Source organism: Brakhagea slesvicensis, assembly GCF_052161625.1.
In the GTDB taxonomy this organism is placed as follows: Bacteria; Planctomycetota; Planctomycetia; order Pirellulales; family Pirellulaceae; genus JBKCUI01.
The window spans coordinates 2,269,906-2,295,299 of record NZ_CP197412.1 but is presented as its reverse complement, the minus strand read 5'-3'; the positions used below and the strand labels follow the sequence as shown (position 1 = coordinate 2,295,299).

The 25,394-nt window shown below is 55.6% G+C and carries 21 protein-coding genes; 10 read left to right on the top strand and 11 right to left on the bottom strand.

The genetic code is table 11. The features are described from left to right. Position 1: 1 nt before the first annotated feature. The 4 genes from SH467x_RS08720 to SH467x_RS08705 form a co-directional block, all read right to left on the bottom strand. The gene (locus SH467x_RS08720; protein ID WP_482370883.1) at positions 2-985 is read right to left on the bottom strand and encodes a hypothetical protein; all 984 of its coding nucleotides are present in this window, start codon (positions 983-985) and stop codon (positions 2-4) included. Then, positions 972-1,364, bottom strand: a complete 393-nt coding sequence (locus tag SH467x_RS08715; RefSeq protein WP_482370882.1) for a hypothetical protein — start codon at positions 1,362-1,364, stop codon at positions 972-974. The genes SH467x_RS08720 and SH467x_RS08715 overlap by 14 nt, the downstream gene beginning before the upstream one ends. 170 nt (positions 1,365-1,534) lie before the next feature. After that, a complete protein-coding gene (locus SH467x_RS08710) occupies positions 1,535-1,966 on the bottom strand; it encodes a VanZ family protein (RefSeq protein ID WP_482370881.1) in 432 nt (143 codons plus the stop codon). Positions 1,967-2,053: 87 nt separating this feature from the next. Further along, the gene (locus SH467x_RS08705; protein ID WP_482370880.1) at positions 2,054-3,487 is read right to left on the bottom strand and encodes a DUF1598 domain-containing protein; all 1,434 of its coding nucleotides are present in this window, start codon (positions 3,485-3,487) and stop codon (positions 2,054-2,056) included. Positions 3,488-3,779: 292 nt separating this feature from the next. Between SH467x_RS08705 and SH467x_RS08700 the strand changes: the two genes are divergently transcribed. After that, the gene (locus tag SH467x_RS08700) at positions 3,780-5,210 is read left to right on the top strand and encodes a hypothetical protein (RefSeq protein ID WP_482370879.1); all 1,431 of its coding nucleotides are present in this window, start codon (positions 3,780-3,782) and stop codon (positions 5,208-5,210) included. An 11-nt stretch (positions 5,211-5,221) separates the two neighbouring features. Here SH467x_RS08700 and gltX read toward each other — a convergent pair whose 3' ends face one another. Next, positions 5,222-6,781 carry a glutamate--tRNA ligase gene (gene gltX / locus SH467x_RS08695; RefSeq protein ID WP_482370878.1) on the bottom strand — a complete coding sequence of 520 codons (1,560 nt, stop codon included), beginning with the start codon at positions 6,779-6,781 and terminating at the stop codon, positions 5,222-5,224. Positions 6,782-6,968: 187 nt separating this feature from the next. Between gltX and SH467x_RS08690 the strand changes: the two genes are divergently transcribed. The 4 genes from SH467x_RS08690 to SH467x_RS08675 all read left to right on the top strand — a co-directional run bounded on the left by SH467x_RS08690 (position 6,969) and on the right by SH467x_RS08675 (position 11,735). Beyond that, positions 6,969-8,219: a S1C family serine protease gene (locus SH467x_RS08690; RefSeq protein ID WP_482370877.1), complete on the top strand. Its 1,251-nt coding sequence runs from the start codon at positions 6,969-6,971 to the stop codon at positions 8,217-8,219. Positions 8,220-8,362: 143 nt separating this feature from the next. Next, on the top strand, positions 8,363-8,845 hold the full coding sequence (locus SH467x_RS08685; protein WP_146677226.1) for a YkgJ family cysteine cluster protein: 483 nt from the start codon (positions 8,363-8,365) through the stop codon (positions 8,843-8,845). Between the two features lie 110 nt (positions 8,846-8,955). Continuing rightward, positions 8,956-10,302, top strand: a complete 1,347-nt coding sequence (hisS, locus tag SH467x_RS08680; protein WP_482371355.1) for a histidine--tRNA ligase — start codon at positions 8,956-8,958, stop codon at positions 10,300-10,302. A gap of 35 nt (positions 10,303-10,337) precedes the next feature. Then, positions 10,338-11,735: a purple acid phosphatase family protein gene (locus SH467x_RS08675; protein WP_482370876.1), complete on the top strand. Its 1,398-nt coding sequence runs from the start codon at positions 10,338-10,340 to the stop codon at positions 11,733-11,735. Between the two features lie 277 nt (positions 11,736-12,012). Here the strand turns inward: SH467x_RS08675 and SH467x_RS08670 are convergent, their stop codons facing one another. Both SH467x_RS08670 and SH467x_RS08665 read right to left on the bottom strand, forming a co-directional pair. After that, positions 12,013-12,612, bottom strand: coding sequence for a methyltransferase family protein (locus SH467x_RS08670; RefSeq protein WP_482370875.1), 600 nt, complete (start codon positions 12,610-12,612; stop codon positions 12,013-12,015). Positions 12,613-12,643: 31 nt separating this feature from the next. Then, complete coding sequence (locus tag SH467x_RS08665; RefSeq protein ID WP_482370874.1) at positions 12,644-12,964, bottom strand: hypothetical protein; 321 nt, start codon at positions 12,962-12,964, stop codon at positions 12,644-12,646. 273 nt (positions 12,965-13,237) lie between these two features. Between SH467x_RS08665 and SH467x_RS08660 the strand changes: the two genes are divergently transcribed. The 3 genes from SH467x_RS08660 (at position 13,238) to SH467x_RS08650 (ending at position 16,791) form a co-directional block, all read left to right on the top strand. Next, positions 13,238-13,714, top strand: coding sequence for a low molecular weight protein-tyrosine-phosphatase (locus SH467x_RS08660; RefSeq protein WP_482370873.1), 477 nt, complete (start codon positions 13,238-13,240; stop codon positions 13,712-13,714). Between the two features lie 315 nt (positions 13,715-14,029). Continuing rightward, positions 14,030-15,085, top strand: a complete 1,056-nt coding sequence (recA, locus tag SH467x_RS08655; protein WP_482371354.1) for a recombinase RecA — start codon at positions 14,030-14,032, stop codon at positions 15,083-15,085. Between the two features lie 251 nt (positions 15,086-15,336). Beyond that, entirely contained in the window at positions 15,337-16,791 is a 1,455-nt protein-coding gene (locus SH467x_RS08650; protein ID WP_482370872.1) for a sulfatase family protein, read from the top strand. A 38-nt stretch (positions 16,792-16,829) separates the two neighbouring features. On the opposite strand, the gene SH467x_RS08645 is transcribed toward SH467x_RS08650, so the two are convergent. Further along, positions 16,830-17,303, bottom strand: a complete 474-nt coding sequence (locus SH467x_RS08645) for a hypothetical protein (RefSeq protein ID WP_482370871.1) — start codon at positions 17,301-17,303, stop codon at positions 16,830-16,832. A gap of 1,031 nt (positions 17,304-18,334) precedes the next feature. Between SH467x_RS08645 and SH467x_RS08640 the strand changes: the two genes are divergently transcribed. Then, entirely contained in the window at positions 18,335-19,897 is a 1,563-nt protein-coding gene (locus tag SH467x_RS08640; protein WP_482370870.1) for a sigma-70 family RNA polymerase sigma factor, read from the top strand. Between the two features lie 215 nt (positions 19,898-20,112). Here the strand turns inward: SH467x_RS08640 and SH467x_RS08635 are convergent, their stop codons facing one another. Both SH467x_RS08635 and SH467x_RS08630 read right to left on the bottom strand, forming a co-directional pair. Next, on the bottom strand, positions 20,113-23,439 hold the full coding sequence (locus SH467x_RS08635) for a DEAD/DEAH box helicase (RefSeq protein WP_482370869.1): 3,327 nt from the start codon (positions 23,437-23,439) through the stop codon (positions 20,113-20,115). A gap of 189 nt (positions 23,440-23,628) precedes the next feature. Continuing rightward, positions 23,629-24,537 (bottom strand): RluA family pseudouridine synthase, encoded by a 909-nt coding sequence (locus tag SH467x_RS08630; protein WP_482370868.1) that lies wholly within the window; start codon positions 24,535-24,537, stop codon positions 23,629-23,631. A gap of 40 nt (positions 24,538-24,577) precedes the next feature. Between SH467x_RS08630 and SH467x_RS08625 the strand changes: the two genes are divergently transcribed. Continuing rightward, positions 24,578-25,000, top strand: coding sequence for a diacylglycerol kinase family protein (locus SH467x_RS08625; protein ID WP_482370867.1), 423 nt, complete (start codon positions 24,578-24,580; stop codon positions 24,998-25,000). Here SH467x_RS08625 and SH467x_RS08620 read toward each other — a convergent pair. Further along, positions 24,997-25,233 (bottom strand): hypothetical protein, encoded by a 237-nt coding sequence (locus SH467x_RS08620; RefSeq protein WP_146677216.1) that lies wholly within the window; start codon positions 25,231-25,233, stop codon positions 24,997-24,999. The genes SH467x_RS08625 and SH467x_RS08620 overlap by 4 nt on opposite strands. Positions 25,234-25,394 lie beyond the last annotated feature (161 nt).

The window sequence follows — 25,394 nt, the reverse complement described above, 5'->3', positions numbered from 1 at the left end:
CTTAACGAACGATCGCGTTATCCCACGTGACGCCTCGATAGCTAGCGCGCGGGAAGGCTTGAGGAGGAGCGACGGGCGGACTAACGATCGCTTGGGGATCGCCATTGGTCAATTCGACTAGATTGATGACTTGATGGCCGCTCGTACTCGGGAATGTAAACTGGGTGCCGGGGTCTCCGTTCATGCCGTTGACTACGTACGATCCAACTGTCAGATCCAATTCCAAGGGAGGATCGTTCGAGCCTGGAATCATCTGAATCTTGATCTTGTGCGGGAGCGATGTTTGTACCGCACCGTAATATTGATGATCCGATTGAAACGCATTCGCAATCAATCGGCCGGATGGGTCTCTTAAAAAAACCTGACGGGTCAGACCATAGAGAGGATCGATCACCAGTGTTCGAAGATAATTGCCGGCGGGAGAAGGGACTGAGGTCGTGATTTGCCATAACCCATCGGCTTGCGTAACAGGTGCCTGCACCATCTGATAGGTATCCAGCGAGTTGATTCCCAACGCTTCGATGATCCAGATGGGGGACACAGGCAAAATGCGTCGGTTGATTTGCGCATCGAACTGGTCGTGCCTCGCGAAGTAGAGTTCCGGGGTCATCCCGCTTCGGACGCTCATCCAAAAGGCTTCGTTGTTGCTACCGAGGTCAAAGCCTTTGAAACCTGCGACGGTCCCCGTCATCCGAAAGTACTTGGGGCGGAGCCAGGTTAGATTGGCATTGAGATTGAGATCATTGTTCACGCGAACGGCGACCGAATTGGATTGCAGCGATTGGATCGTATTCGAGCGATTGAGAACCTCTGCCAATTGCTCCACGGAGGGAGGCGATTGAAAAAGTTGCGTCGGTTGGAATTCGGGAATAGAACGTTTGGGAAGACAGGTAGCACCTGTCGACACGAACAAAATCACAATGGACCACCAGATCGGTAGCAGGCCGAGAACGGTTTTTCTTTTTAAGAGACTATTCCTCGGCATAGAGCAACTCCGTCAGCTTCGCCTGCAATACGGAGGACTGCTCCTGGTCGGCCGGTACGATTGGAACGTCCAGCACTCGATCGTCGGCAGCGAATCGCAGTTCCATGTGAGTCGGATCATCCAGGTCGGATTCCTGCATCGAGGATTCAAAGGATTCCAACTCGGTGAGGATGCGGCGACGAATCAACAACAGGGCGAGCAAGTAAGCGAGCGACTCTTGGCCTGGGGTCTCGAGCAGTGCCTCAAGCGTATCGACCAACACGCGAGGAGGGGCCAGGGTCTTGCCGGCCGCTTTGTTGCTGGGAATGGAGGTCTTCCACCAACCGACCGTTTCCTCGTCAGGGCCCGACCAAGCGTCCAGACCGAAGTCCCGTCTCACCAACTCGCTACCCTTTTGAACAATAGCCGAAATGTATCGTTCCCCAGGTTCGAGAGGACGATTGTTTCGATAGCATTTTCGTGATGATCGTTGAATCGCATATTCCTGCATACCGTCGGCTTGTAACAGATCGGTTTGCCGGAGGCCAGATCAGTCGGCCTGCTGTTCTACTAGACGTCGAGCTCGGGATCCAACGGAGCAGGCGTGTCGGTCTCGAAGATTCTCCACCCTGCGGCGAGGATCATGGCCCGTCCGAGCACATAGATCGAGATCCCCATGACCACACCGATCAAATCGGCGGCGAAGTCGTACCAGTCGGCAGTTCGTCCGACCGGTATCTGCAACAACTCATCGACTGCGGCGTAAACCACGCACACTGCGATGGCAACGAGAACGTTGATCCATCGGTTGCGTTTGGTCGGGATGGCCCAAGCGACCAGGAAGGAGAGTCCGGTAAAGGCCCCCGCGTGCAAGAATTTATCATTCGCACGGATCTGGTTCATCACCGTGTTCGGCGGGATGTGGGTTCCAATAAACAGCAGAATCCAATAGGCCGACAGCAACACGACTGCCCATCGAAGGCCATAGACGGTTGCTTTCATGTTGGGGGGCTCAGTTGGATTCGAGAAAGAAAAACGGGCGTCGATTCGACGCCCGTTTTGCGTGATAGTCTATTGGACGCAGCGAGATCAATCCCACCACCACTGATTCTCTCGCAGGTCAGCAGGAGCGCCCATCGACTCCGTTTTTTCTTCGACGGCCTTATCGACCGATACGGTGGAGGGGTTGACCAGCTTTCGTGCAGCGATGTGGACACCACCACCGATCGGAGTCATCAATTGCGATTCCTTCCAAATGGCGTTGATCGCGGTTTCGACTTGAGTCACTTCGGTTCCGGTGCTTACTGCGAACTGATTCTCATCACCAAAGATCCCAAGGCTCCAGCTGGCTTTCTCGTAAAGATTACGATCTTGGATGAAGGCTGCTGCGATGCTCATATCGAACAAGTTGCGCATTTCGTGGAATACGGGGGTCACGTCGGCAATCAAATCAAACTTTTCGGTGAACTCGCGGGTGAATCCGACGCTTGCTGGGTCGCCTGTTTTCCCAGTGTCCTTTCGCTTGCCATCGGACTGGACACCTTCGAGCGCTCCGGAAAGCTTCACGCCTCGGCCGGCCAAGTGCATCGCGGTTCCGGCCTCATTGGTTGCGACTGTCGAGTAATCGGCTTCAAAGTACCAGCGTTGGAGGGCATTGCCACCTGGGTTGGGGCGGGAACGCTGGATCCAAGTGGTCATCGGGACAATGGGGTCTTGCAGTCCGATCCCGATCAGCTTCATTCGATAGTCTGCCTCGACGAGGACGCGAGCGAAGTGAGTCGACTTGGGAACACCCTTGATGGTGACCGTTTGCATTCCCAAGGCATTCTTCATACCCGCCACGAGGGGTCGGATGTCTGAGGGGGCTTGGCCGCCGAACTGCGAATGGAATTGCTTCATTCGCTTGAGCCCCTCCTGGGTTGGGTCGATCGAACAACCGATTGACTTGGTCGCCCCACCGTTGGGGCCAAAAGCGCGCAAGGCGACGATCAGGTCATCGAGTCGGAGGGTTGCACGGCCGTTGGAAAGACCGACGAATCGTCCCGAGCCATCGGCGAACCATTGATCCGCTGGGCCTGCGATGACGATGTCTTGGGTTTCGGGAAGATAGAGCACATATTCCAAACGTTGCAATCCCGCGACACTCCAGACTTCGTCGCTGAGCGGTTGCCCCGCGTCGAGTTGTTTGGAGACAAATTTTTCAAGCCGATTCAGCGAGACCTTTCGCATCGGGGACTTTTTCAGTTCCCCGGGTGGGGTGCTTTGCAGCGTTGCCATCCGTTGAGCGGCCGCGACGCGCGGGTCGACCTGCATCACGCGCAGAACGCCGGTCGCATCGATGTCGATCCCCGCGAGGCCGTTGGCGCCGCCGCCGTTATTATTGTTGTTGTTGTTATTGTTATTATTATTGTTGTTGTTGTTATTGTTGTTATTGTTCTGGGCCAACAACGTTCCGCTCGCGCTGCCGAGAATGGCAACCATAGCCAGTGTGCAAGCTGTACGTAAGAAGAAGTGGTAACGCATGCCGAGCAGCCCTGTGGATGTGCGATTCGTCGAAAAGGAGGAAGCGGACCTCCGGCGACTGGAAGCCCTCACTCCTCAAGAATAGTTGCCAATCAGCGGGTCCGCAAGAATTTGCTGGAAACGGCTCTCGACAATTCTCTATAGCTTTTTCCGGGATTATCGCCGGAATTCCTCAAGCTTTCTTGACCGGAAATCACAAAAAACGTTATTCCGTCCATTCGGCGTCTGCACGCGTTGGTGCGGTGCCAGCGGTTCGGACCGTCCTAGTTCCTTTGCCAGCACTGGCTCAAGCGTGGTTTCTCGGTACCTTCCTATCCTCGCGATTGCTGCGATTCTCGGTGTTTCCCCGGGGGTCCCGAAGGCCGCTGCGCAAACCCGTGTTCAGCTTCCCAACAACACCTACCCCCTCCCTTCGACGGGTGGTTACCCCCCGCCGACGGCGTCTACCTGGGGGACTCCCACGACTGGCGGATACCCGACCAGCGTCCTTCCCTCCACCCCAACGACCGGTTTCGATCCCTATTTTCGCCCCAGCTCGCAGCCGATGTTCTCCAACGCGCCGAACTGGAACCTGGGAAATCTTTTCAATTGGAACACCTCCGCTCCGGTCATTCCGCTGGGACCTGCTAACCCAGGTGTTTATCCCAATTACCCGAACCCGACGTCCGGCGCTGGATTACCGACGACGAACCCGTGGGGGGCCAACCCTGGCGTCTACCCGAACGGTTACCCGTCGAATATCTACCCCAACACCACTCCCAACGTGCTGTTTCCCGGAACCAATAACCCTCCCCTCAATACCAACTGGAACTTCAATAGCCCGTTCGGTGCACCGCAAAGTTCAGGATGGTGGAACAATTTCTGGAACAACACCTCCTCCAACGTGAACTATGGTTCGAACCAAGTCGTGCGGCTCTTTCAAGGGGCTCGCTTCCGTCACACTTGGCTCAGCGGAACCAACGGGTTCAGCAACAACGATGCGAATTCGATCGAAAGCAACGACACCGATGTGTCCCTGGTGTTCGGGATCCCCAATTTCTTAAACAGCACGCGCTCCCTCTACATCATCCCCTCCTACTCGCATCACCTTTGGGACGGGCCGAGTGTTCCGGGTAGCGATCTGCCGAGCAAGGCCTTTAGTGGGTTTCTCGATGCAGGTTGGGATACGAATCCCCTGCAAACGCTCGGGATGGAGCTCGGGGTCCGCGTGGGGGTCTTTTCCGACTTCGAGTCGGTGAGCTCTGACAGCATCCGAGTTATGGGCAAGGCGCTCGGGCGATTGCGATTGACTCCAAACGCGACGGCCAAGGCCGGGGTTTTTTATCTCGATCGAAACAAAATCAAACTGTTGCCCGCACTGGGAGTCCTCTGGGCTCCCAACCCCGACTCTCGTTTCGATATCTTCTTTCCAGAACCGAAGCTTTCGCATTACGTGTCCACCGTTGGCAATACCGATATATGGTGGTACCTCACCGGCTACTATGGCGGTGGGACTTGGACGATCGAACACACCGATGGTGCCAACGACGAAATCGATATCAACGACATTCGCGTCATGCTCGGTCTGGAGTTCGGTCGATCGGATCAAATCCGGCAAGGCTTCCGATTGGGCTTCGTCGAAATGGGATACGCGTTCGATCGAGAACTGATCTATCGCTACCGACCCGCCAGCAATCTTGAACTGGAAAACAGCATTGTGATACGCGCTGGACTGGCATACTAAGTTCGTGAGGATTACAGGCTCAACGTCCGTTCGATTCTTGCGATCGAGCGCTCTTTCCCGAAGAGGCTCAAGTAATCGAAGAGGGTGAGGCCCGATGTCTTACCGGTCAGGGCAATTCGAAGGCCTGCCATGAAATTCCCGAGCTTGATACCACGCCCCTCGACGTAGGCCTTCAAGGTCGGTTCGAAGTCGGATTGGAGGGTGCTCGCGGCTCCGCGAATGACGTCGCAGAAACCTTGTACAGCCTCTACCACGGCGGCGTCACCCTTGAGCTTCTTTGCCATGGCATCGGAGTCGATCGGAAATGCATCGTCCGGAGTGAACAGTTCGTCGAATTGAAGGATATCCCCTGCCACTTTGATTCGATCCCCTGCAGCGGTGACGACCTGCGTAAGGAATTCTGCAATGTCGCATGGGGGAGGGGTTGGAACCCAGCCCGCTTTCTGTAGATAAGGCAATACCCTCGCGACCTTTTTCTTCGTATCGAGCTGGTTCATCCAACGGGTTTGGAATGCGACCAGCTTTTGCGGGTCAAACGATGCAGGTGCCTTGTTGACTCGCCCCAAGGAGAAGTGTTGGACCGCATCGGCGAGCGAAAAATGTTCGGTGCTGTCATCGAGAGACCAGCCGAGCAGCAACAAGTAATTGAGAACCGCTTCGGGAAGAAAACCTGTTTCGCGATAGAAGTCGACCACGACAGGATTGAAGGTCTCGGGTGCAACATGGAGTTTTGCGCGCTCCGCGATCGTCGCCCCTAACTGATTGAGAGCGGCGAAATCTTTTTGCTTAAGGTATTTATCCAGCTTCCGCTTGCTCAGTTTGGCCGTGCCCCCGGGCTCGGCGACATAGGGAAGGTGGGCATAGATTGGCAGGGGATAACCGAGGGACTGGGCGATGAAGATCTGGCGGGGCGTGTTGGGCAAATGCTCGACCGCTCGAACCACGTGGGTGATTTGAAAATCGAAATCGTCGACAACGTTGGCTAGGTGGTACAGGCAAGTCCCGTCGGCGCGCTGGATCACGTGATCCTGTTCATCGCTCCATGCGACCGAGCAATCCCCTCGAATCAAATCATGGAACTGGCAATGACCTTCGCGAGGCATTTTGAGCCGGACAACTGCTTCGCGACCTTCCGAACGAAACTGTTCGATCTTTTCAGGAGTATCCCCCATGAACGCTCGGTCGTAGAGGAATGATTTGCCGCTCGACTCGGCGGCCGATCGCTGGGCTGCCAGTTCCTCCGGAGTTGCGAAGTCGTAGTAAGCGGCACCCGATGCGAGCAACTTCTCGACCGCTGCTTCGTATCGGCTCGACCGCTCCGACTGGAAGTAGGGAGCGAATGGCCCTCCCACCTCGGGACCTTCATCCCAGTTCAAGCCCAGCCATTTGAACCCGTCCAAAATCGGATGCAACGCCGCTTGCACGTTTCGGTTTTGATCCGTGTCGTCGATGCGAAGTAGAAATTGCCCACCCGCCTGTTTGGCTAGCAAATAATTGAACAGAGCGGTGCGCACTCCGCCGATGTGCAAGTATCCGGTGGGGCTGGGGGCAAATCGAGTTCGTACAGTCATGGATGGCAATCGACTTTGTGTGTCAAGCAAGATGAACAAGCGATCGGGGGCGAGCAATAGCTAGCGTGGATGTTACGGATTGGGAGAGGGCTCTCACCGATGTTGTAATGTGATACCAAAGGGATTAGATTCCTTCGAGTGCTGCTGCTGCACGAACGGAGACTATTTCCCAGGGATGGTGTATCGCATGATTCGCAAAGCGTTGGTTGCGTTCGGGTTGGTCGGTTTCGGAGTGATTGCCGGTGTCACCTTGCACGGCGCGTTGCGATTTCCATCGGCCACAGGGCAGCCTCCCGTTTTCCACGGCGGGGCGATTTTGGGCGGTGGGGCAATTCCGAGCGTCGAGCCCTCGGCGGCCTCAATCCCCCCCTCGACGCCCTCGACCGTGCCAGTCCCTGTGGCAGGCCCCCTGCCGATCGGCATCGATATGGGAGACGGCTTTTATGCGATGACCGCCGAGGAGGCATTGAATGTTTCGGTCTACGATCGGGCCAATCGGAGCGTGGTGAATATTTCGACCACCACCCTTCGCCCCGAGAGCATGCTGGTGAGCATGGAGGTCGAGGGAAACGGCAGCGGAGTGGTGATGGATAAGCAAGGCCTTATTTTGACCAACTACCACGTCATCAGCGGTTCGCAAAAAGTGACCGTAACCCTCTTCAATGGGGATGCTTACCCAGCCAGTTTAGTCGGGCAAGACGCCGACAACGACATCGCTGTGTTACAAATCAGTGCACCCGAGTCGGCTCTCTTCCCGGTTCCTTGGGGGGATTCCAGCAATCTCCGCGTCGGGCAGCATGTCGTCGCGATCGGCAATCCATTTGGACTGGAGCGGACGATGACGACGGGGATTATTTCCAGTCTCAATCGTCAGATTCGGTCAAAGACCAAGCGGCAGATTCATTCGATCATTCAGATCGACGCGGCATTGAACCAAGGGAACTCGGGAGGACCTTTGCTCAATTCGCGGGCGGAGCTGATCGGAATGAACACCGCCATTGCGACGCGCAGCGGCGACAATGCGGGCATCGGTTTCGCGATCCCCATCAATACGATCAAACGGGTGGTATCGCAGTTGTTGACACATGGTAAGGTCATTCGACCAACGATCGGAGTCTTGCAAGTCTTCGAGACCGATCGCGGTTTGCTGGTGGTGAATGTGACACCTAATGGCCCTGCCGAACGGGCTGGAATTCGCGGTTCCAAATTAGCCCGTCGCAAGAATCGGGTTGGGCTCCTTCAGGTCGAGCAGGAGATTGTCGATCACAGCCAATCCGACTTGATCGTCGGCATCGATGGCCAAAAAGTGAAGCGGTCCGATGACTTGCTCGGCGTGATCGAATCGAAGCGTCCGGGGGACCAAGTCGTCTTGTCGGTGGTGCGAGGAGGAGAGACGGTCCAGATTCCGATCACCTTGGGCGGGCACGAGTCCAACTAGCGAGCTAGGCGCTCGGGCGAAGATGATTTTGCTGAAATCGCTTGCTACCTGTGCAGGATTGGTGCAGACTACGTCTCCCCTACGATCGCCAGCGCGATACAGGGAGCTGACTTCCACGACAACTCTTTGAAGACTTCCATGCGATGAGTACCGCAACCCTTGCACCTTTGCAGCTTCTGCCCGCCAAAACGATCGATGGCCGCAAACCGAAGCGCGAGGATGTGCCGTCGAGCGAAGTCCTGTGCGCCTACTGCACAGCGAAGTGCTGCCGCTACTTTGCGATGCCGATCGATACCCCCACCACGGAGCAGGATTTGGATTTCATCCGTTGGTATCTGCTGCACGACCGCGCCTCGGTCTTCATCGAGGACGAAACGTGGTACCTGTTGGTTCACACCGATTGCAAACATCTGCAGGCGGATCACCGCTGCGGCATTTACGAAACCCGTCCCCAAATCTGCCGAGACTACTCGACCGACAATTGCGAGTTCGACGAGGACGCCGTTTACGAGATGTATTTCGAGACGGCCGAGCAAGTAGCCGAATACATGGAAGCCAGGTTCCACTCCAGCGACTTGAGCGCTCTCCGATCCCCCGAGCCCAACCCGCTCGCGATCTTGTCCTAGGCTCGGAGGTTCCACCTCTTGTTCCGAGTTTGCGTTGTTCAATCCGAACGGTCGCGGTAGCATGCAAGCTTTCTTTGCCGCGACACATTTTGAAAGAACTGGCCATGGCGTTGATCGAGCCTCGCACCCTCAAGGGATTCCGAGATTTCTTGCCCGAGTCGATGATTCCTCGGGAAAAGCTCATGGAGACGGCTCGTTCGGTCTACCGCCGCTATGGTTTCGTCCCGATCGATACCCCAGCTCTCGAACTGCTTGAGGTGTTGACCGGAAAGGGATCGGAAGAGACCGATCGCCAAATGTACCACTTCATCGATGCCGGTGGTCGAGCCGTTGGCATGCGATTCGACTTGACCGTCCCGTTCGCTCGGTTCGCGGCCCAGCATATCGGCCAGTTGGGAACCCCGTTCAAACGCTACCACATCGCTCCGGTATGGCGAGGGGAGACACCCCAGGCAGGTCGATTTCGCGAGTTCGTACAATGCGACTTCGATACGATCGGCACGACAGGGGTGGTGGCTGATATCGAAACGGCTTTGGTGATTCACGAACTCATGCAAACGATTGGCATCGAACGCTTCGCAATCCGCATCAACAACCGCCAAGTCCTGTCAGCATTCCTCCAATCCATGGGGCTTGAACATGCCTCGACGTCCGTTCTGAGAGCATTGGATAAATTCGAGAAGGTCGGTGGCGAGCAAGTTCGCAAGGAGCTGGAGCAAGCGGGTTTGAGTTCCGAGCAAGCCACCTCGGTATTGGAGTTGGCGGCGCTTCGCGGCTCGACCGACGAAATCCTGAGTCAACTTGATCGGCTCGTGTCGGGGGTCGAACTCGGCGGGGAAGGGGTCGCGAGACTTCGCGCCCTCACTAGCGCCTTGGAGGCAGCTGGTGTTTCGAGCGAACATTATCGGATCGACGTTTCGATCGCGCGCGGACTCGACTACTACACGGGGGTCGTGTTCGAAACGACCCTTGGAGATTTACCATCGATCGGAAGCGTCTGCAGCGGTGGTCGCTACGATAACTTGGCTGGACTTTACACGAAGCAGCATCTGCCTGGCATCGGTGCATCGCTTGGTTTAGATCGATTGTTGGCAGCGTTGGAGCAGTTGGGTCGTCTCCCCAAACACAGCAGCGCGGCGGATGTTTTTATCGCTTTGTTCGATCCAACGCGATTGAACGACTATTTTCGATTGGCATCCATTGTCCGCAATGCCGGTTATTCTGCGGAAGTGTATCCCGACGGAAAGAAGCTGGCGCAGCAGCTCAAATACGCCGATCAGCGGGGATTCCGCGTCGCATTGATCGCCGGTTCTGACGAATTAGAACGAGGGACCGTTCAAGTTAAAGATTTGGTGAATAAGATCAGCACCGAGGTGAGCTGGCGTGACGAGCCGGTTAAGCTTTCCCATGCGGTCGAAACCATCCTTCGATTGTCGACCGACGACTTGATCGCGTAGGTATTCCAACTTTCTCCCCGCCAGGATCCCCTCCCATGAACCGATCCCTTCTTCGAACTTCGTTGCTTGTGTCGCTTTTATGCCTGCCCACGGTTGCGATCGGGCACGATGGCGAGCACAAGCCGATCGCTGCCAAGCCGGCCGAGGTTTACAAGCCAAGTTTGATCCCGGATCGCATCGTGCTGACTTGGAAAGAGGATCCGCGAACGACGCAAGCGGTTACTTGGAGAACGAGCACGGAGGTAGCGCATGGAATTGCCCAAATCGCAGTCGCCACCGACGGCCCGATTCAGCTTCAAGATGCGTTGCAGGTTGAAGCCACGACGCAGCATTTAAAAACCGATATCAACGAAGCCCATTTTCACTCGGCCAACTTCATCGACCTCACCCCTGATACCAAGTACGCATATCGCGTCGGCGATGGGGTCAATTGGAGTGAATGGTTTCAATTCACCACGGCTCCATCTCAGCCTGCACCCTTCTCGTTCATTTACTTCGGGGATGCGCAGAACGATCTCAAGTCGCATTGGTCGCGCGTGGTCCGCGAGGCATACTCCGATGCGCCGAAGGCCAAGTTCATGCTCCACGCGGGGGATTTGATCAACAGGGCAGAAGCGGACGCCGAGTGGGGGGAATGGTTTTATGCTGGTAGCTTTCTTCATTCCGTGATGGCGAGCGTTGCGGTTCCTGGGAACCATGAGCAGGCGAAGCAGGAGGATGGAGCGCGTCGGCTATCGCATCATTGGAGGGCGCAGTTTGAACTCCCCACCCATGGGCCTGAGGGATTGGGAGAGAGCTGCTACACCTTTGAATACGGCAACACGCGGTTCATTTGTCTCAACAGCAATGAGAAGATTGAAGAGCAATCCAAATGGCTTAACAGTGTTCTGGCGAAGAACCAATCCCGTTGGGTGGTTTGCACATTCCATCACCCGATATTTTCTGCAGCCAAGGATCGCGATAACGCGGCCCTTCGCAAAGCGTGGAAGCCGATCTTCGATACCTATCGAGTCGATTTGGTCCTCACCGGACACGATCACACCTATGGTCGAACGGGGCTGGAGACCCCGATGGATGTTCCGGAGACCCTTTCCAATGTGGCGACGGGGGAGAACAAGCTCGATCCGACAACTGGAACGGTATATGTCGTCTCGGTAAGCGGACCGAAAATGTACAACTTGCAGCCCAGTCAAGTGATGAAACGGGTGGCAGAGGATACGCAGCTTTATCAAATCATCCACATCGATGGAGACGAGTTGCGATACGAAGCGAGGACGGCCAAGGGGACGCTGTACGATACCTTTTCATTGCGCAAGCGAACGGGCGAGATCAACCAGCTCATCGAAGGGAAGCCAGCCATGGAGGAGCGCCGCCGCCGCCCAACTCCCCCTGCGGCCAAAGCTGCCGAAGAAGCCAAGGTCACCGCACCCTAGTCACTCTATCATCCCCCCTCCGTCCCCACTTCCCTTTGCGTCGTCGCGCCGTTGCGAGAACCATTCTTATCCAACGTATCGGAAGGGTCTGAGACCGGATAGGTTGTAACGGGGGGCTGGAATCTCTCGCCAAGGCGCCAAGATCGCAACGAGAAGACCATAGAGCATCCGTCCCTCCTCTTCCCTTTGCGCCGTTGCGCCGTTGCGAGAACCCTCTTCCCTTTAGCGCCTTGGCGCCGTTGCGAGAACCCCTCCCGCCTTGGCGAGAAACCTTCCTTTAACGTCTTGCGACTCGCGGGAAGAAGCGGCCGGTTTGTTCAGCATACTTTGCATAGCGTTCCCCATACGCTTCTCGCAGTGCTTGTTCCTCTCGCGGCAATCTAGCGGCGAGCAATGCGAGGAGGAGTGCGCAACCGAGTGTGAGGAGTCCATTGGCGGCGAGCAAGCAGACGCCGGCCATCAATCCTGTGGTGGCCACGTAATAGGGATGGCGGACCCATCGGTAGGGACCCGTTGTGACCAACTCCCCGTTTGATCGAACGGCAGCCGTACCGGTCAAGCTCTTTCCAAGATGTCGGATGGACCAAATGAAAAGTGCGATAGACGGGAGTCCTAGTAGCAAGCCGCCCCAGCGGAGGAGAGAGGGGATGGGGAGAGAAGCCCAAGCGATCCATGCTGGTGCAATTAGGTAAGCGGCGGTGACCCCGATCAACAGCAGCGTGCAAATCCAGATTGCAACCGAGAATCCCGTCGTGTCCTTCGGTGCATTCTCGTCCCGCGAGTTGGCCGAGGACGCCCGTTTGGCAGGGAGAATGCTAGCAATCGCGACGCAGATAAGGGTGAAGATTGCGACGCGATAGGGTAGCTCTAACAACATACGGTAGCTCTAGTAGCATCGCGTGCGAGAGCTAGGCGGCGGAGGCGTTTCTTACGTTTTCTTGTGGAGCTCCTTTGGCGGGAAAGCGATTGGCCATGAAGAGCCGCTCCCACCAATTCGCCTTGCGAAGTCGAGGGTCGGACAAGGAGACCGAGTGGATCTTGCCTTTCCGTGTTTCCAGAATCACGCTTCGATCGCTCACTTCGCGGACGATCCAATACTTGTCCACCTCGTAGCTGTAGAGCTCTCCATGCGGAGAGGGAGCGATGTTCTTCGCGCGGGGGCCCGGCGATAGACTGTGCTTTTCTCTCGTGTACACGACCCAGTCATTGGGGTGAAACGGTCCGCTCATTTGAACGTGTCCTAGCTTCGCAATCAGGTGGAAAAAGCTACTTTGTAAGGTTTGGAAAGCTCCGTTAGGGAGTTGACACCCCCGTAGACAATAAGACGACAGTGCCAGCCAGCGTTTGCCGGGGTTGAGGCGGGGAAGAGGAACCCGGCCGACCACTGCAACTTTGTATTCTTGAATGAGAACGGTTGAGAATCCAGGTCAGCATGAGTGGAAATGGGGGGATTGCGGTGAAAAGGTGGGATTTTCTTGCTTGAAGGGGATTGGGGGACTGAGATGGAAAGTTGGATCGTTTCGGTACAGTTTGTTTGTTTGGGAAATATTTGTCGTTCGCCAGCTGCGCAAGGTGTGATGGAGAGCTTGATCCAGACACAAGGTTTTGGCGATCGGTTCGCGATCGATTCGGCGGGGACTGCGGGGTATCACATCGGTCGTCCGCCCGATGCGCGCATGCTGGCTTCTGCGAAGAGGCGAGGGTACGTGTTGGAGAGTCGGGCCAAGCAGTTCGAGAAATCGCATATCCGGTCACGGACGCTCATCCTGGCGATGGATCGGGAAAATTTGCGAGATATTTTGGCGATGGCGGAAGGGGTCCCGACGCACATTCAGCTCTTCAGCGATTATCTCGATGGCGCATGGCCGCGCGACGTGCCCGATCCTTACTATGGAGGGGAGGAGGGGTTTGAATATGTGCTCGACATGTTGGAAGCGGGATGCCCGAGGATTCTGGAGGCGCTCCAAAAAAAGATCTGACATTCTTTCCATCCCCGCATCGGCGTGACCAAACGTGTCCCGGCATCGGCGAAAAATACTCTCAGTCAATCGGAGGTCTGATTGTGAATGGGAGATGAATTCGATAGCATCGCATATCACGCGATGGAGTCGCACGTACGCCCAGAGATGACCTCTGCCCGGTGAACAAGTCTAAAGAGGGATGCTTGTTCACGTGACATACTCATAATCTCTCGCTTTGCTTTTAAGCGAAAAGGGAATGGAAGAATGGCCGCATCCAGCAAGAATGCAGGAAAGAAGAAGACCGACAAGGGAGGTTCCAGCGAACCCTCCGGCATGGAGAGCATTTACAAGCGCGAACCGAGCCTGAAGACCACGCTGCAGCAGATCGAAAAGCAGTTTGGAGAAGGCTCCATCATGCCCCTTGGAGGTGAAACCCAGCTCAAGATCGAGGGAATCAACACCGGTTCTTTATCGCTTGATATGGCGCTCGGTGGGGTCGGGATCCCACGGGGGCGAATCATCGAGATCTTTGGCCCGGAGTCGAGCGGGAAGACGACCGTTTCGCTCCATATCTGCGCCCAAGCTCAAAAGGCGGGTGGCATTGCGGCGATCATCGACGCCGAACACGCGTTCGACCCCAGTTGGGGAAAGAAGCTTGGGGTCGAGCTCGATACGCTCCTGGTAAGTCAGCCCAGCAGTGGCGAAGAAGCGATGCAGATCACCGAGATGCTGGTGAAGAGCAACGCCGTCGATGTCATCGTCATTGACTCGGTCGCTGCGTTGGTCCCCAGGCAAGAATTGGAAGGGGAGATCGGCGATAGCCACGTCGGATTGCAAGCGAGATTGATGAGCCAGTCGATGCGCAAGCTCACCGGTGCAATCGCTCGTTCAAAGACGGCGGTGATCTTCATCAACCAAATTCGGGAGAAGATCGGCGGCATGTCCTATGGCAGTCCCGAGACGACCCCTGGCGGCCGCGCGTTGAAGTTCTATGCGTCGTGTCGGATCGATGTTCGCCGAATTGGCCAGTTGAAGGACGGCGAAGAAGTCGTCGGTCAGCGGGTCAAGGTGAAGATTGTGAAGAACAAGGTGGCACCTCCTTTCCGCGTGGCGGAGTTTGACATGATGCACAACTGCGGCATCAGTTATGAAGGGGATTTGCTGGACTTGGGAACCGCTCACAAGATCCTGAACCGCAGCGGTGCTTGGTATAAGTACGGCGAGACCTATATCGGGCAAGGAAAAGAGAAGGCCAGGAACTTCTTGGTGGACAACAAGGACGTAGCAACCGAGATCCGCGATGCGATTTTGGCGTGCGGCGGCTACACCGGTCCGGAGGGCAAACCGGAACCGGGTGATGACGTCGACGAGGGTGTCGCAGACTCTTGATCCTTTCATCGCGAAGAGTGTGAGCTAGGCTCACAGCATGGGCCAGCGGAGACGGGCCAATTGTGTGTTCCTCCGCGGCCCTCTTCGAGCATTGCGATAGGTGGTCGTCGTGCAGGCAGCCGGTAAGACAATCGAATCAGTACATGGGTGGGGCGTCGGACATGCGCGGGTTAAATCGACAATGGTTCGGATCGGCATCGCAATATTGTGTGCTCGTCGTTGCAGCCTTGGGGAGTTTGCTAGGGTCTGGAATGGCTCTTGGTGCTGAGTCACAGTCCGCGAAGCCGAAAGCCGCGAAGTCGAACATCGTTTGGTTCATTGTCGACGACATGTCGGCGAACTTTTCTTGTTATGGAGAGCGATCGATCGAGACACCCCATGTGGATCGGTTGGCCAAGGAGGGGACACTTTTTCGCAACGCGTTCATCACAGCCCCCGTTTGTTCCCCTTGCCGGTCCGCTTTGATTACGGGCATGTACCAGACGAGCATTGGGGCTCATCATCATCGAAGTGGTCGAGGGGAGTTGAAGATCCATTTGCCGGAGGGGGTGACGCCTCTTCCTGTGTTATTCCAGCAGTCGGGATATTACACCTGCATTGGGAGCGGGCTGGAGGGGGCCTCGGATCAACGTGCCGCAAAGCGCAAAGCGTTTGGCAAGACCGATTACAATTTCGAACATGATCTCACCATGTACGACGCCAGCGATTGGCGAGACCGAGAGCCGGGGCAGCCGTTCTTCATGCAAGTGCAGTTGGCGGGTGGGAAGTTACGAGGGGGGACGGATGCCTCCGCGACCCGATTTGCCGAGCAGGCGGCCCAGGAGTTGGGTCGGTCGGTGGCTCCCGAAAGCGTCGAGTTACCACCTTATTATCCGCGCGATCCGGTCCTTCTTCGGGACTGGGCTGCTTATTTGGACTCGGTGCGCATGACCGATTTGCATGTTGGCAAGGTCATTGAGCGGTTGAAGCGGGAAGGAATTTACGAGAGTACTTGGATTGCATTCATGACCGATCACGGGATCAGCCATGCGCGGGGCAAGCAGTTTTTGTACAACGAGGGGACGCATGTTCCGTTGGTGATCCGGGGCCCGGGTGTAGAGGCCGGAGCAATTCGCGAGGATTTGGTCGAGCATATCGATTTGGCGGCGACTAGTTTGCGAGTGGCCGGGATTGGTTTGCCCGCGTCGATGCAGGGAGAGGACTTGTTGGGTGAGGGTTATCAGCCCAAGGATGCTGTATTCGCGGCCCGCGACCGCTGTGATGAGACAGTGGAGCGGATTCGGAGTGTGAGGACGGACCGTTATTTGTACATTCGAAACTACCATCCCGAGCGACCTCATTTTCAACCCAACGCTTACAAGGATGGCAAATCGATCGTCAAGACCCTTCGAGGTCTGCATGAGTCGAAGGAGTTGAGCGCGCTGAGCGAGCGGTTGTTGTTTTCACCCACCCGGCCGGCCGAGGAGTTGTATGCGTGGCGGGAGGATCCTTGGCAGTTGACGAATCTTGCGGGGGATCCCCGTTATCGATCGGAGTTGGAGCAGCACCGGTCTCGATTGGATCGATGGGTGACCGAGACAGGGGATCGCGGAGCCGAGTCGGAGGCCATGTATGACTCCGACATGCAGGTTTATGTGGGGAAAGGAAATCCGGTGGTCGAGAAGAACATCCGCCTCATGAAGCAGTGGAGAGCAGAGGGGAAGTAAACGTTGGGGGCGACCGGGATGGGGGGGGCGCGGTCGAGTTATTTTTTTCGGGTCAGGACGATAGAGGTCACAAACCCGATCAAGCTGAATGCGCCGATTCCGAGGTAGGAGTACATATACGGAGCGGCTTGCTCGAAGGCTCGTTTCATCCGGAAGTAGTCAGGCGTATAGGTTTCGGAGAGGCCGGAGTAGGCGATGACGTTCCAGGTGTCCCAAGCGGCGACGGGGGGCATATTCTCAACCGCCTTGCGAGCCTCGGCGTAGTAATCTTCTTCGGATTTGCTCAGATCGACGGGGAAGGTCAGGCGATCGTAGGCCATCAGTCCACCGTAACCGAGAAATCCGATCGCAGAAATTAAGAAAATTCCTGTCAGGACGCGCAGCAGGATACTGGGAGGGGAGGTTGGGCGATCTGCGTTCGCGGTAGTGGTTTCGACGGGGGGGAGAGAGGCGATATGGCGAATCGTAGGGACGTCGATCGATATCCCGCAGGAGGGACATTGTAAAGCCATGCCCGCTTGGGAGCGGCTGACGGGAATTTGAGCCCCACAAGAGCACGACAAGAGAAACTGACTCATAGATTCCAATGGGACATGAAAGGGGGATGTTGGTAGGGCTCGCTCGCCAAATCGATTCTACCCTGCAAGTCATCGCAGATCATGCTTACGGTAAGGTTTGCCGATCGGTTTTCCGCGACTTGCTCCATTCCGATAAAGTCTTCGTCCAATCACTGGACCGAGCAGAGGGTGCAGTTAAAATAAGAGTGCTGTTGCGACAAGAGGTAGAGGCGTCAAGCTGAAGTCTTTTTTCGAGCGACCTGCTAAACGATCCCACCGCTGAATTGTTCGAGTCAACTAAAGCTCCAACCGTTTTCCTATCTTAGGTTGGCAACACAAAGAACACGACCGTCGATCAGTGCATGGGTAAGAGTGAACTTGCGAGGGGCAGAGCGTCTCCTTAGCAGTCCACTCTAGGTTAGAAAAGGAATGCTGGCAAATGATGCCTCGTCCCCTTTTCTGACCTAAGGTAGGCAGTACTTGCTGGCGGCAGTGATAGCCATGGATGCAATCGGTCGTGTTCCAGTTCCTCGTGCGGTCCAACCGCTCGATCCTTGAATTGATCCAATCCAATTGAGAGATGATTTGGAGATACCGCTTCGCAGGGTTTTGCGCGAGCGTTTGATTCTGGGGAGGATGAGGGGGTGTGTACGGTCTCGCGGATTTGATGCGAGGTATCGACGCAGGGCGAGGATCGCCGGATTTTTTTCCTATTCGTAAATATTTACCAATTATATTCGGAGAGGGGTTCGCATTCAGTTAGGTGCTACACTTCCCTTGCCTCGCTCAGGCAGGGGATGAGAATCTGGGCGCGCAGGTAGGTTGATCCGCGGATGTTGGAGATGGAGATTTGGGCTGAAAATGCCAAATGTCTTGTTTCCGGGTTGCGGGGAATGCCAAAACAAGACGCGTTTTAGGTTCTCGGACCATGCTGACTACGGGCACTCCGATCCTCCATTCAATTCGTGGTTTCAGGAGCTTTAACCTTGTTCGACGGCCTGTTGGATTTCGATGATGATTTGCCTCGCAGCGCTGACGACTTGGATGGTCTTCGCAAGCTGTCGCTTGAGGAGGAAGGTGATGATCTGGGCGATACGGTTGTCGATGTCGTAGTACCAGAGGACCAAGTCCAGTTGGAGAGCGATGATGATTTGCTCTCCGGAATGGACGAAATCGAAACTTGGTCGGACGACCCGGTTCGGATGTATTTGACGCAGATGGGAGAGATCCCGTTGTTGACTCGTCAAGAAGAGATCCGGCTGGCGAAGAAAATCGAAGTCACCCGACGACGATTCCGCACCAAGCTGCTCGAGTGCGATTATGTGGTCCAGTATGCCTTCAAGATTCTCAAGCGCGTTCATACTGGCGAACTGCCATTCGACCGCACGGTCCAAGTCTCGGTCACCGACCGGCTTGAAAAAGATCAGATTTTGGGACGGTTGCCGCACAACCTTAAAACGCTCGATGTCCTCCTCAAGAGGAACCGTCGCGATTACCGCAATTCTCTGAGTAAGAGTGTTCCGGAAAAGAAGCGTTTGGAGGCCTGGCAATCCCTGGCCAGGCGCCGTCGAAAGGCGGTCCGTCTCATTGAAGAATTGGGGCTGCGCACGCAGCGCATCGAAGCGATGATCAGCGTTCTCGAACGTCTGAGCCAGCGCGTCGATGAAATCCTCCATGATTTGGCAACCCTCAAATCGCACCAAGTGGCACCTTCGCAGGTGGCCCAGCTGAAGCGAGAGTACCGCCAGATTTTGGTTGCAACCCAGGAGACCCCATCTTCGCTCCGCAACCGCGTCGCGATGGTGAAAAAGGTCTTTACCGAGTATCAGCGAGCGAAGAAGCAGCTTAGCGAAGGCAATCTGCGGCTCGTCGTCTCCATCGCGAAGAAGTATCGAAACCGCGGTCTCAGCTTCTTGGATCTGATCCAAGAAGGAAACGCGGGCTTGATGCGAGCGGTGGACAAGTTCGAGTATCGACGTGGATTCAAGTTCTGTACGTACGCGACTTGGTGGATCCGTCAGGCGATCACGCGCGCCGTTGCAGATCAAAGCCGAACCATTCGAATTCCGGTTCACATGGTGGAAACCATGTCCCGCGTTCGCAATGTTTCCCGCCAATTGCTTCAGGAGCTTGGCCGCGAACCGACCCTCGAAGAAACAGCGCGACGAGCTGAAACAACGATCGAAGAAGCGAGACGTGTGTTGGCGATGAGCCGATACCCCATTTCGCTCGATCGACCGGTTGGCAACAGCGAAGACAGCCAATTCGGGGACTTGCTCCCAGACGGCACAGCAGAAAGCCCAGCGATCGGTGCCGGGCAAGAGATGTTGCGATTGCGAATCAATTCAGTCCTCAAAACGCTGAGTTACCGTGAACGCGAGATCATCAAGCTTCGATACGGACTCGGCGATGGCTATAGCTATACGCTCGAAGAAGTTGGCCACATCTTCAAGGTGACGCGAGAACGCATCCGTCAAATTGAAGCCAAAGCGGTTCGAAAGCTGCAACAGCCCAGCCGTTCGCAAGAACTCGTCGGCTTCCTTGACTAACACCATCGAAGGTCGCATTAGCAAATTCCAACCTCAGCCGTTTGCCTTGCAAGCGGCTGAGGTTTTTTATTGGCCGCAATCGAAAAGTTGAAGTGCTGCGATTGCTTCGGAGGTCACTCGCGTTGTGGCTGGGAAGCGAGAGCCTCTTTGAGCGAGGTGCTCCCCACGTTCAGAGCGAGGACGTTCGTGCGATGGATCGGCTCATCGATGTTTGGTCATCCATTCCCTTGGATCAGGGATACGAGGTCTTGGGTGGAGAGTTTGCCTGAAGCTCCTGCTCCGTCGAGGATACTTTCGACCAAGTCCCGTTTGGAGTCGTGCAAAGCGAGAATCTCTTCTTCGATCGTATCTTTTGCGACGATGCGATAGACCATGACCGGTTTGTCTTGTCCGAAACGATGCGCCCGATCCGTGGCTTGGTCCTCCACGGCTGGGTTCCACCATGGATCCATATGGATCACGTAGTCAGCAGCCGTCAGGTTGAGGCCGGTCCCCCCTGCTTTGAGGGAGATCAAGAAAGCGGTGCTATTGCCGTTCTGGAAAGCATCGACGAGACGTTGACGTTCGACCGCCGGGGTCGAGCCGTCCAGGTATTCATACGAGATGCCTTGCTCATCGAGCGCGTGGCGGATGAGGCCGAGGTGTTCGGTGAATTGGCTAAAGACCAAGGCCCGGTGACCTTCGTCGCGAAGATTGCGAAGCGTTTCGCAGAGTTGATCCAGTTTGGCCGACGAACGATCCCACTTCTTGTTCACGATCCCGGGATGGCAGGCGAATTGACGTAGCCGGGTGAGCAACGAGAGGATTTTGAATCGCTGATCCTTTTGATCGGGAAGGGTCACCAGATTTTTCAGCTCTCCGAGGGCGGTTTGACGGACCAGTTCATATTGCGATCGCTCCGCTGGGCTCAGATCGACGTACAGAACCGACTCCGTCCTCGGTGGCAACTCTTGGAGGACCTGTTCTTTGGTTCGCCTCAGGATGAAGGGTTTGAGACGGTCGGCGAGCAATCGTTTCGAGCGCTCGCAACCGTCCTTTTCAATAGGTGCAGCGTATTTGCTTCGGAACGATTCCCAACCACCCAGCACGCCCGGGGCGACGACGCTGAACAGACTCCACAGTTCTCCGAGGTGGTTTTCCATCGGGGTGCCGGTGAGTGCGATCGTCCATTTCGCGTTTAAGGTCGATACGGTTTGAGACGTTTTGCTTCGTGCGTTCTTAATCGCTTGGGCTTCATCCATCACCAAAGTCCCCCATTCGACCTTGGCCAACTCCGAGCCATCGCGCAGTGCGATTGCGTAGCTGCTCACGACGAGATCCCCAGGCTTCAAATGATCGAGGAGTTCGCGTCGATCCGATTCGCGATAAAGGATGGGCGTGAGCGATGGGGCGAACCGCTCGGTTTCGCGAATCCAATTGAACCCGACGGAGGTGGGGGCCAGGACGAGCGTCGGACCATCGGCTGCGCGCGAAGTGAGAACGGCAAGCGTTTGGATTGTTTTTCCCAAACCCATATCGTCGGCTAGGACTCCGCCGATTCCCCATTCTGCGAGGCGGCTCATCCATTTGAAGCCTTCGGCTTGGTAATCACGCATGATCGTCGAAAAACCGGCTGGAAGCTGAGGATCCAACTGCTTGGCTCGCAACATCTTCTGCATGCATTCCTGCCAAGCTTTGGTCGCCTTCAATTCGATCCCCATGCCATTCAACGATTCGAGAGCTGGAGCGGCTGAGCCGTCCATAATCAGCGTCTTGCGATCGGCATGGCAAGCTCCCTTGAGTTGGATGAGATTCTCGCGGAGGCTTTGTTGAATACGGACCCATTCCCCGTCCCCGAGCTGCATGTAATCGCCGAGGAGTGGATTGGTGGTTCCGTCCAGTTTCGCGAGAAGGTTCTGAAGCGTGAGGCTTTCGTCCCCGACTTTGCATTCGCCACCGATTCCGAACCAATTCCGTTTGGACGAGACTTCAATACGAAGCTGGGAGGCGCTGATGGATCCTATGAATCTCAGCGCCTTGGTGCTTTTATCGTCCCAAAGCACTTCGATTTCGTTTCGATGCAGTTCCAGATTCTCGAGAAACATAAGTGCATCGTTGAGGTCTGAAATCGATCCTGTGAACGGAGTTTCACCAGATGGCTTGATTCGCAGCGACGAGCAAAGTGCTTCTGCCCTGTGAAGTTCGTCGTCCGTTGCGCGCACCCATTGCACAGGTTTCCCGTCAAGCTTCCCTGGGGTGATGGCGGGTTGAGAGCCAGGGTAGGTGATAGCACCGGACCGGGTCCGCACGCGGACACCGAAATCCAGTTGTCCATCGGCCCGAGAGCGAAGCAGAAGAAGTAAATTCCCTGGATCGCGTTCTCTTGGCCCCGCGATTTCCTCGGGAAGTACCACGGGTAGATTCTGTTGAAGCGAGTAGAGTCGCGAGAGCAAGTTCTCTTTGTGCTTGATCGGAATCGGAGGCTGTGCGATCAAGTGCTCTATGACTTCCCGCTGCGAACTCGTCAATTTGGCGACGTAAACTGCGGGTTGGTTGGGATCGTGGATGAACAATCCCTTGGTGGTGAAATAGCATTTCAATCCGCTCATCGATCCTGATTCCCCTGTCAAAATGAACGACAGAGAATTGTCCTGTTCCTTCACGGAAAGGTAGATCATTCTATTCTGGACCTTTCCGGGCCTCTCGTCGATCTCCACGTTCGGTGCATTGACGAGTTCTGAGATGGCCTCCAACGTGAATGGATTCCAGCCGTACATGTTGTCGTCTGCGGTCCGAAGCACTTTGAGGTCCAATGGGGACAGGATGTCCAAATGTTCAAACTTCAGCGTTCGCGACGGGAGTTTCTTTCCCTTGGTGAATGCTCTTCCTGTTTTCTTCATGGTTTGGAGGAGCGGATGGATTTTTAGCTTTCCATCCGTTGTCTCGATCGACCAAACCAATCTTCTTACGGCAGTCGCTTGCTCTAAATCAGGTAACTCACCTGTCGGGGGGAGCATCGGTGTAGCGTGTTTGGCGAAGTTCTCAAGCAGCGCGAGCGTCTTCTCACCTGGGTCGGTGGCGAATCTCACGAGATTGGGTGACCCAGGGCTAAACTTCTTTTTGATGATCAGGGATGAGATGTACGAGTCCTCGTCATCAAGATCGCAAATAAGTTCGTTCGCAAACACTTGAATGTGCTTGCAGTAATGATGGTCGGATGATCTTCCACAATCGCACTTCGCCGCAGGGTTGGTTGGGTCGAGACGCAGGTAGACTCGAGCCTCGGACTCCGGGGTGTCAATTTCCCCGATGATTTCACCGGATGCGTAGACGAAGTGGTATGTCATCGAGATGAGCATTTCCTCAAGCGTACCATCGAAGATTCTCAACTCGATGAACGTCTTCTCGGCACGTTCCTGCCACTCCTGCAAGATCGATGGGGGAGGTGATTTCGAAGGGGGTTGGATATATCCCCTATTGACCTGTTCGTGAAAGACCTCAGCAAAGAGCTTTCTGAAGTCCTCAAAATCATTGATGTTTGTTTTTGGTCTGTTCCGTGACACAGAAGAGTCCCCTCTGGCAATCGTCGATCATCGATGGGTAGCGCGCTCAGTCAGCTGGCTGCCTAATGAAGCTGGCCCCCTAATTAAGCTGGCCCGTAGTGTAGCACTTACTCTATACCTGGACGAGTAAGCAAAATGGCGCGGTGGCCGAGTGTCCTGCCGATCGACACGTCCGCCGCGTTGTTTTGATTAAGTGCCTTGCATCGGGAATTGGATGCCTAAGGGAGCGGGGGGAGGTGCCACCAGCTCGATCGTGTCGCCGATTGTCGGACGGTAGAATCGTAATCGCATAGCGTGCAGCCAATAGCCGCCATCCCCTGGCAGGCCGGGATTCTCATCGATGGGAACTCCACCTTTCCCATAGAGAGGGTCTCCGACGAGCGGGTGGTCGATCGACGCCAGGTGAATGCGTATTTGGTGGGGACGTCCTGTTTCAATTTCCACTTCAAAGAGCGTTTCGGTGTCTCGTCTTTCGAGTACGACGGCGATACTCCGGGCTCGTTTTCCTGAGGTGGACGCGGCGTGGACTGTCCCCAAGCGAGGATGGGATATGGGCCCGATGGGTTGATCGATTTCGTAGCGATCCGCCATTGCGGTTCCGCGCGCGAGAGCCCGGTAGATTTTCTTCATCTCCGGCCATTGGATGGTCAAGGCTCGCACGGATTGTGGGTGCAATCCGAAGAGGACGATTCCCGAAGTCGCTCTGCCCAATCGATGGAGTGGTTGAGCCGATGGGAAGTGAGCGCGAACCTTCATCAGCAAGGAGTTTTGGTAGAAGCCAGCACCGGGAAGAGTAGGCAAACCGCTTGGTTTATTGACGGCGAGAATGTCACGGTCTTCGTACAGGATCTCGAAGTGTTGCGGCGTCTCCTCTTCCTGCCAGCCAGGTCGATTCCACCGGATGACATTACCCGGCAGTACCAAGGAATCCGAATCCGCAGGTTTGTGATCGATCGAAAGCTCGCCAGCGTGGATCCGTTCGACCCATTGGGCGGCGTTGGAATGGGGAAATTCCCTCGACAAGTAAACAACGAGTGGCTCACCCCCGGGCGGTCGTTGAACTTGGTGCACATAGCAGTAGCCATCATTGCGGAGCATAATAGCTATACGGTAATCCAGAAAACACGAAGGGGGAACTATGGGCCACGACGCGGAGCAGGACGGAGATCGCCAAGGGGAAGCGTCAAGTAAAGCCAGTCGGTGGCTGTTGCCCAAAGGGAGTAGTTTCCGTCACGCCGTTCGCGGGATCCGTATCTACTTCCTCGAACACACCCACGCTCGATTTCACTTGGTCGCAGCGCTATGTGTAATGGGAATTGCTCTTGGGTTGGGCATCGATCGCACTCGATGCGCTGTTCTTTTGCTTGCTATCGGTCTGGTGTGGATTGCAGAGGGGCTCAATACGGCGATCGAGTACTTGGCAGATGCGGCGATACCTCAATACGATCCACTGGTTCGAAATGCCAAGGATGTGGCCGCGGGAACGGTTTTGCTAGCCGCATTGATCGCCATGGCAGTCGGCGTGTGCGTGATAGGTCCGCCCTTGCTGGGTTGGAACTAGTTCAACCAGTCGATGAAGGCGACCATGCAGAGAATGGAAAACCCGCCTAGGGCGATCCAAAGCCAGCTTAGCAAGCGGCCTGGGTGTTTCAAATCGTACTCTTCGGCGATGCGCAGAACGAGCTGCTCCGCTTGTGGCAGAGAAAGTCCCAATTCGTCTCGATAGAGGCAGACCGCCTCCGACCACTGACCCGCTCGGATCAGATGGATTGCCAAGGAATCCAAATTCGACATGATGCTCTCGGTCGACCGCAGGTTTGGTAAGCTAGGGTGAGTTGAGGACCCTGGCAAGCTGCGGGATGGTTTGAACATGGGGTTTGAGGATTTCTTTTCATCGTCCTTTTGGTTTCTAACCCTTTAATGAAACCTTCGTCTTGAGGCGAAATTTTGCCATT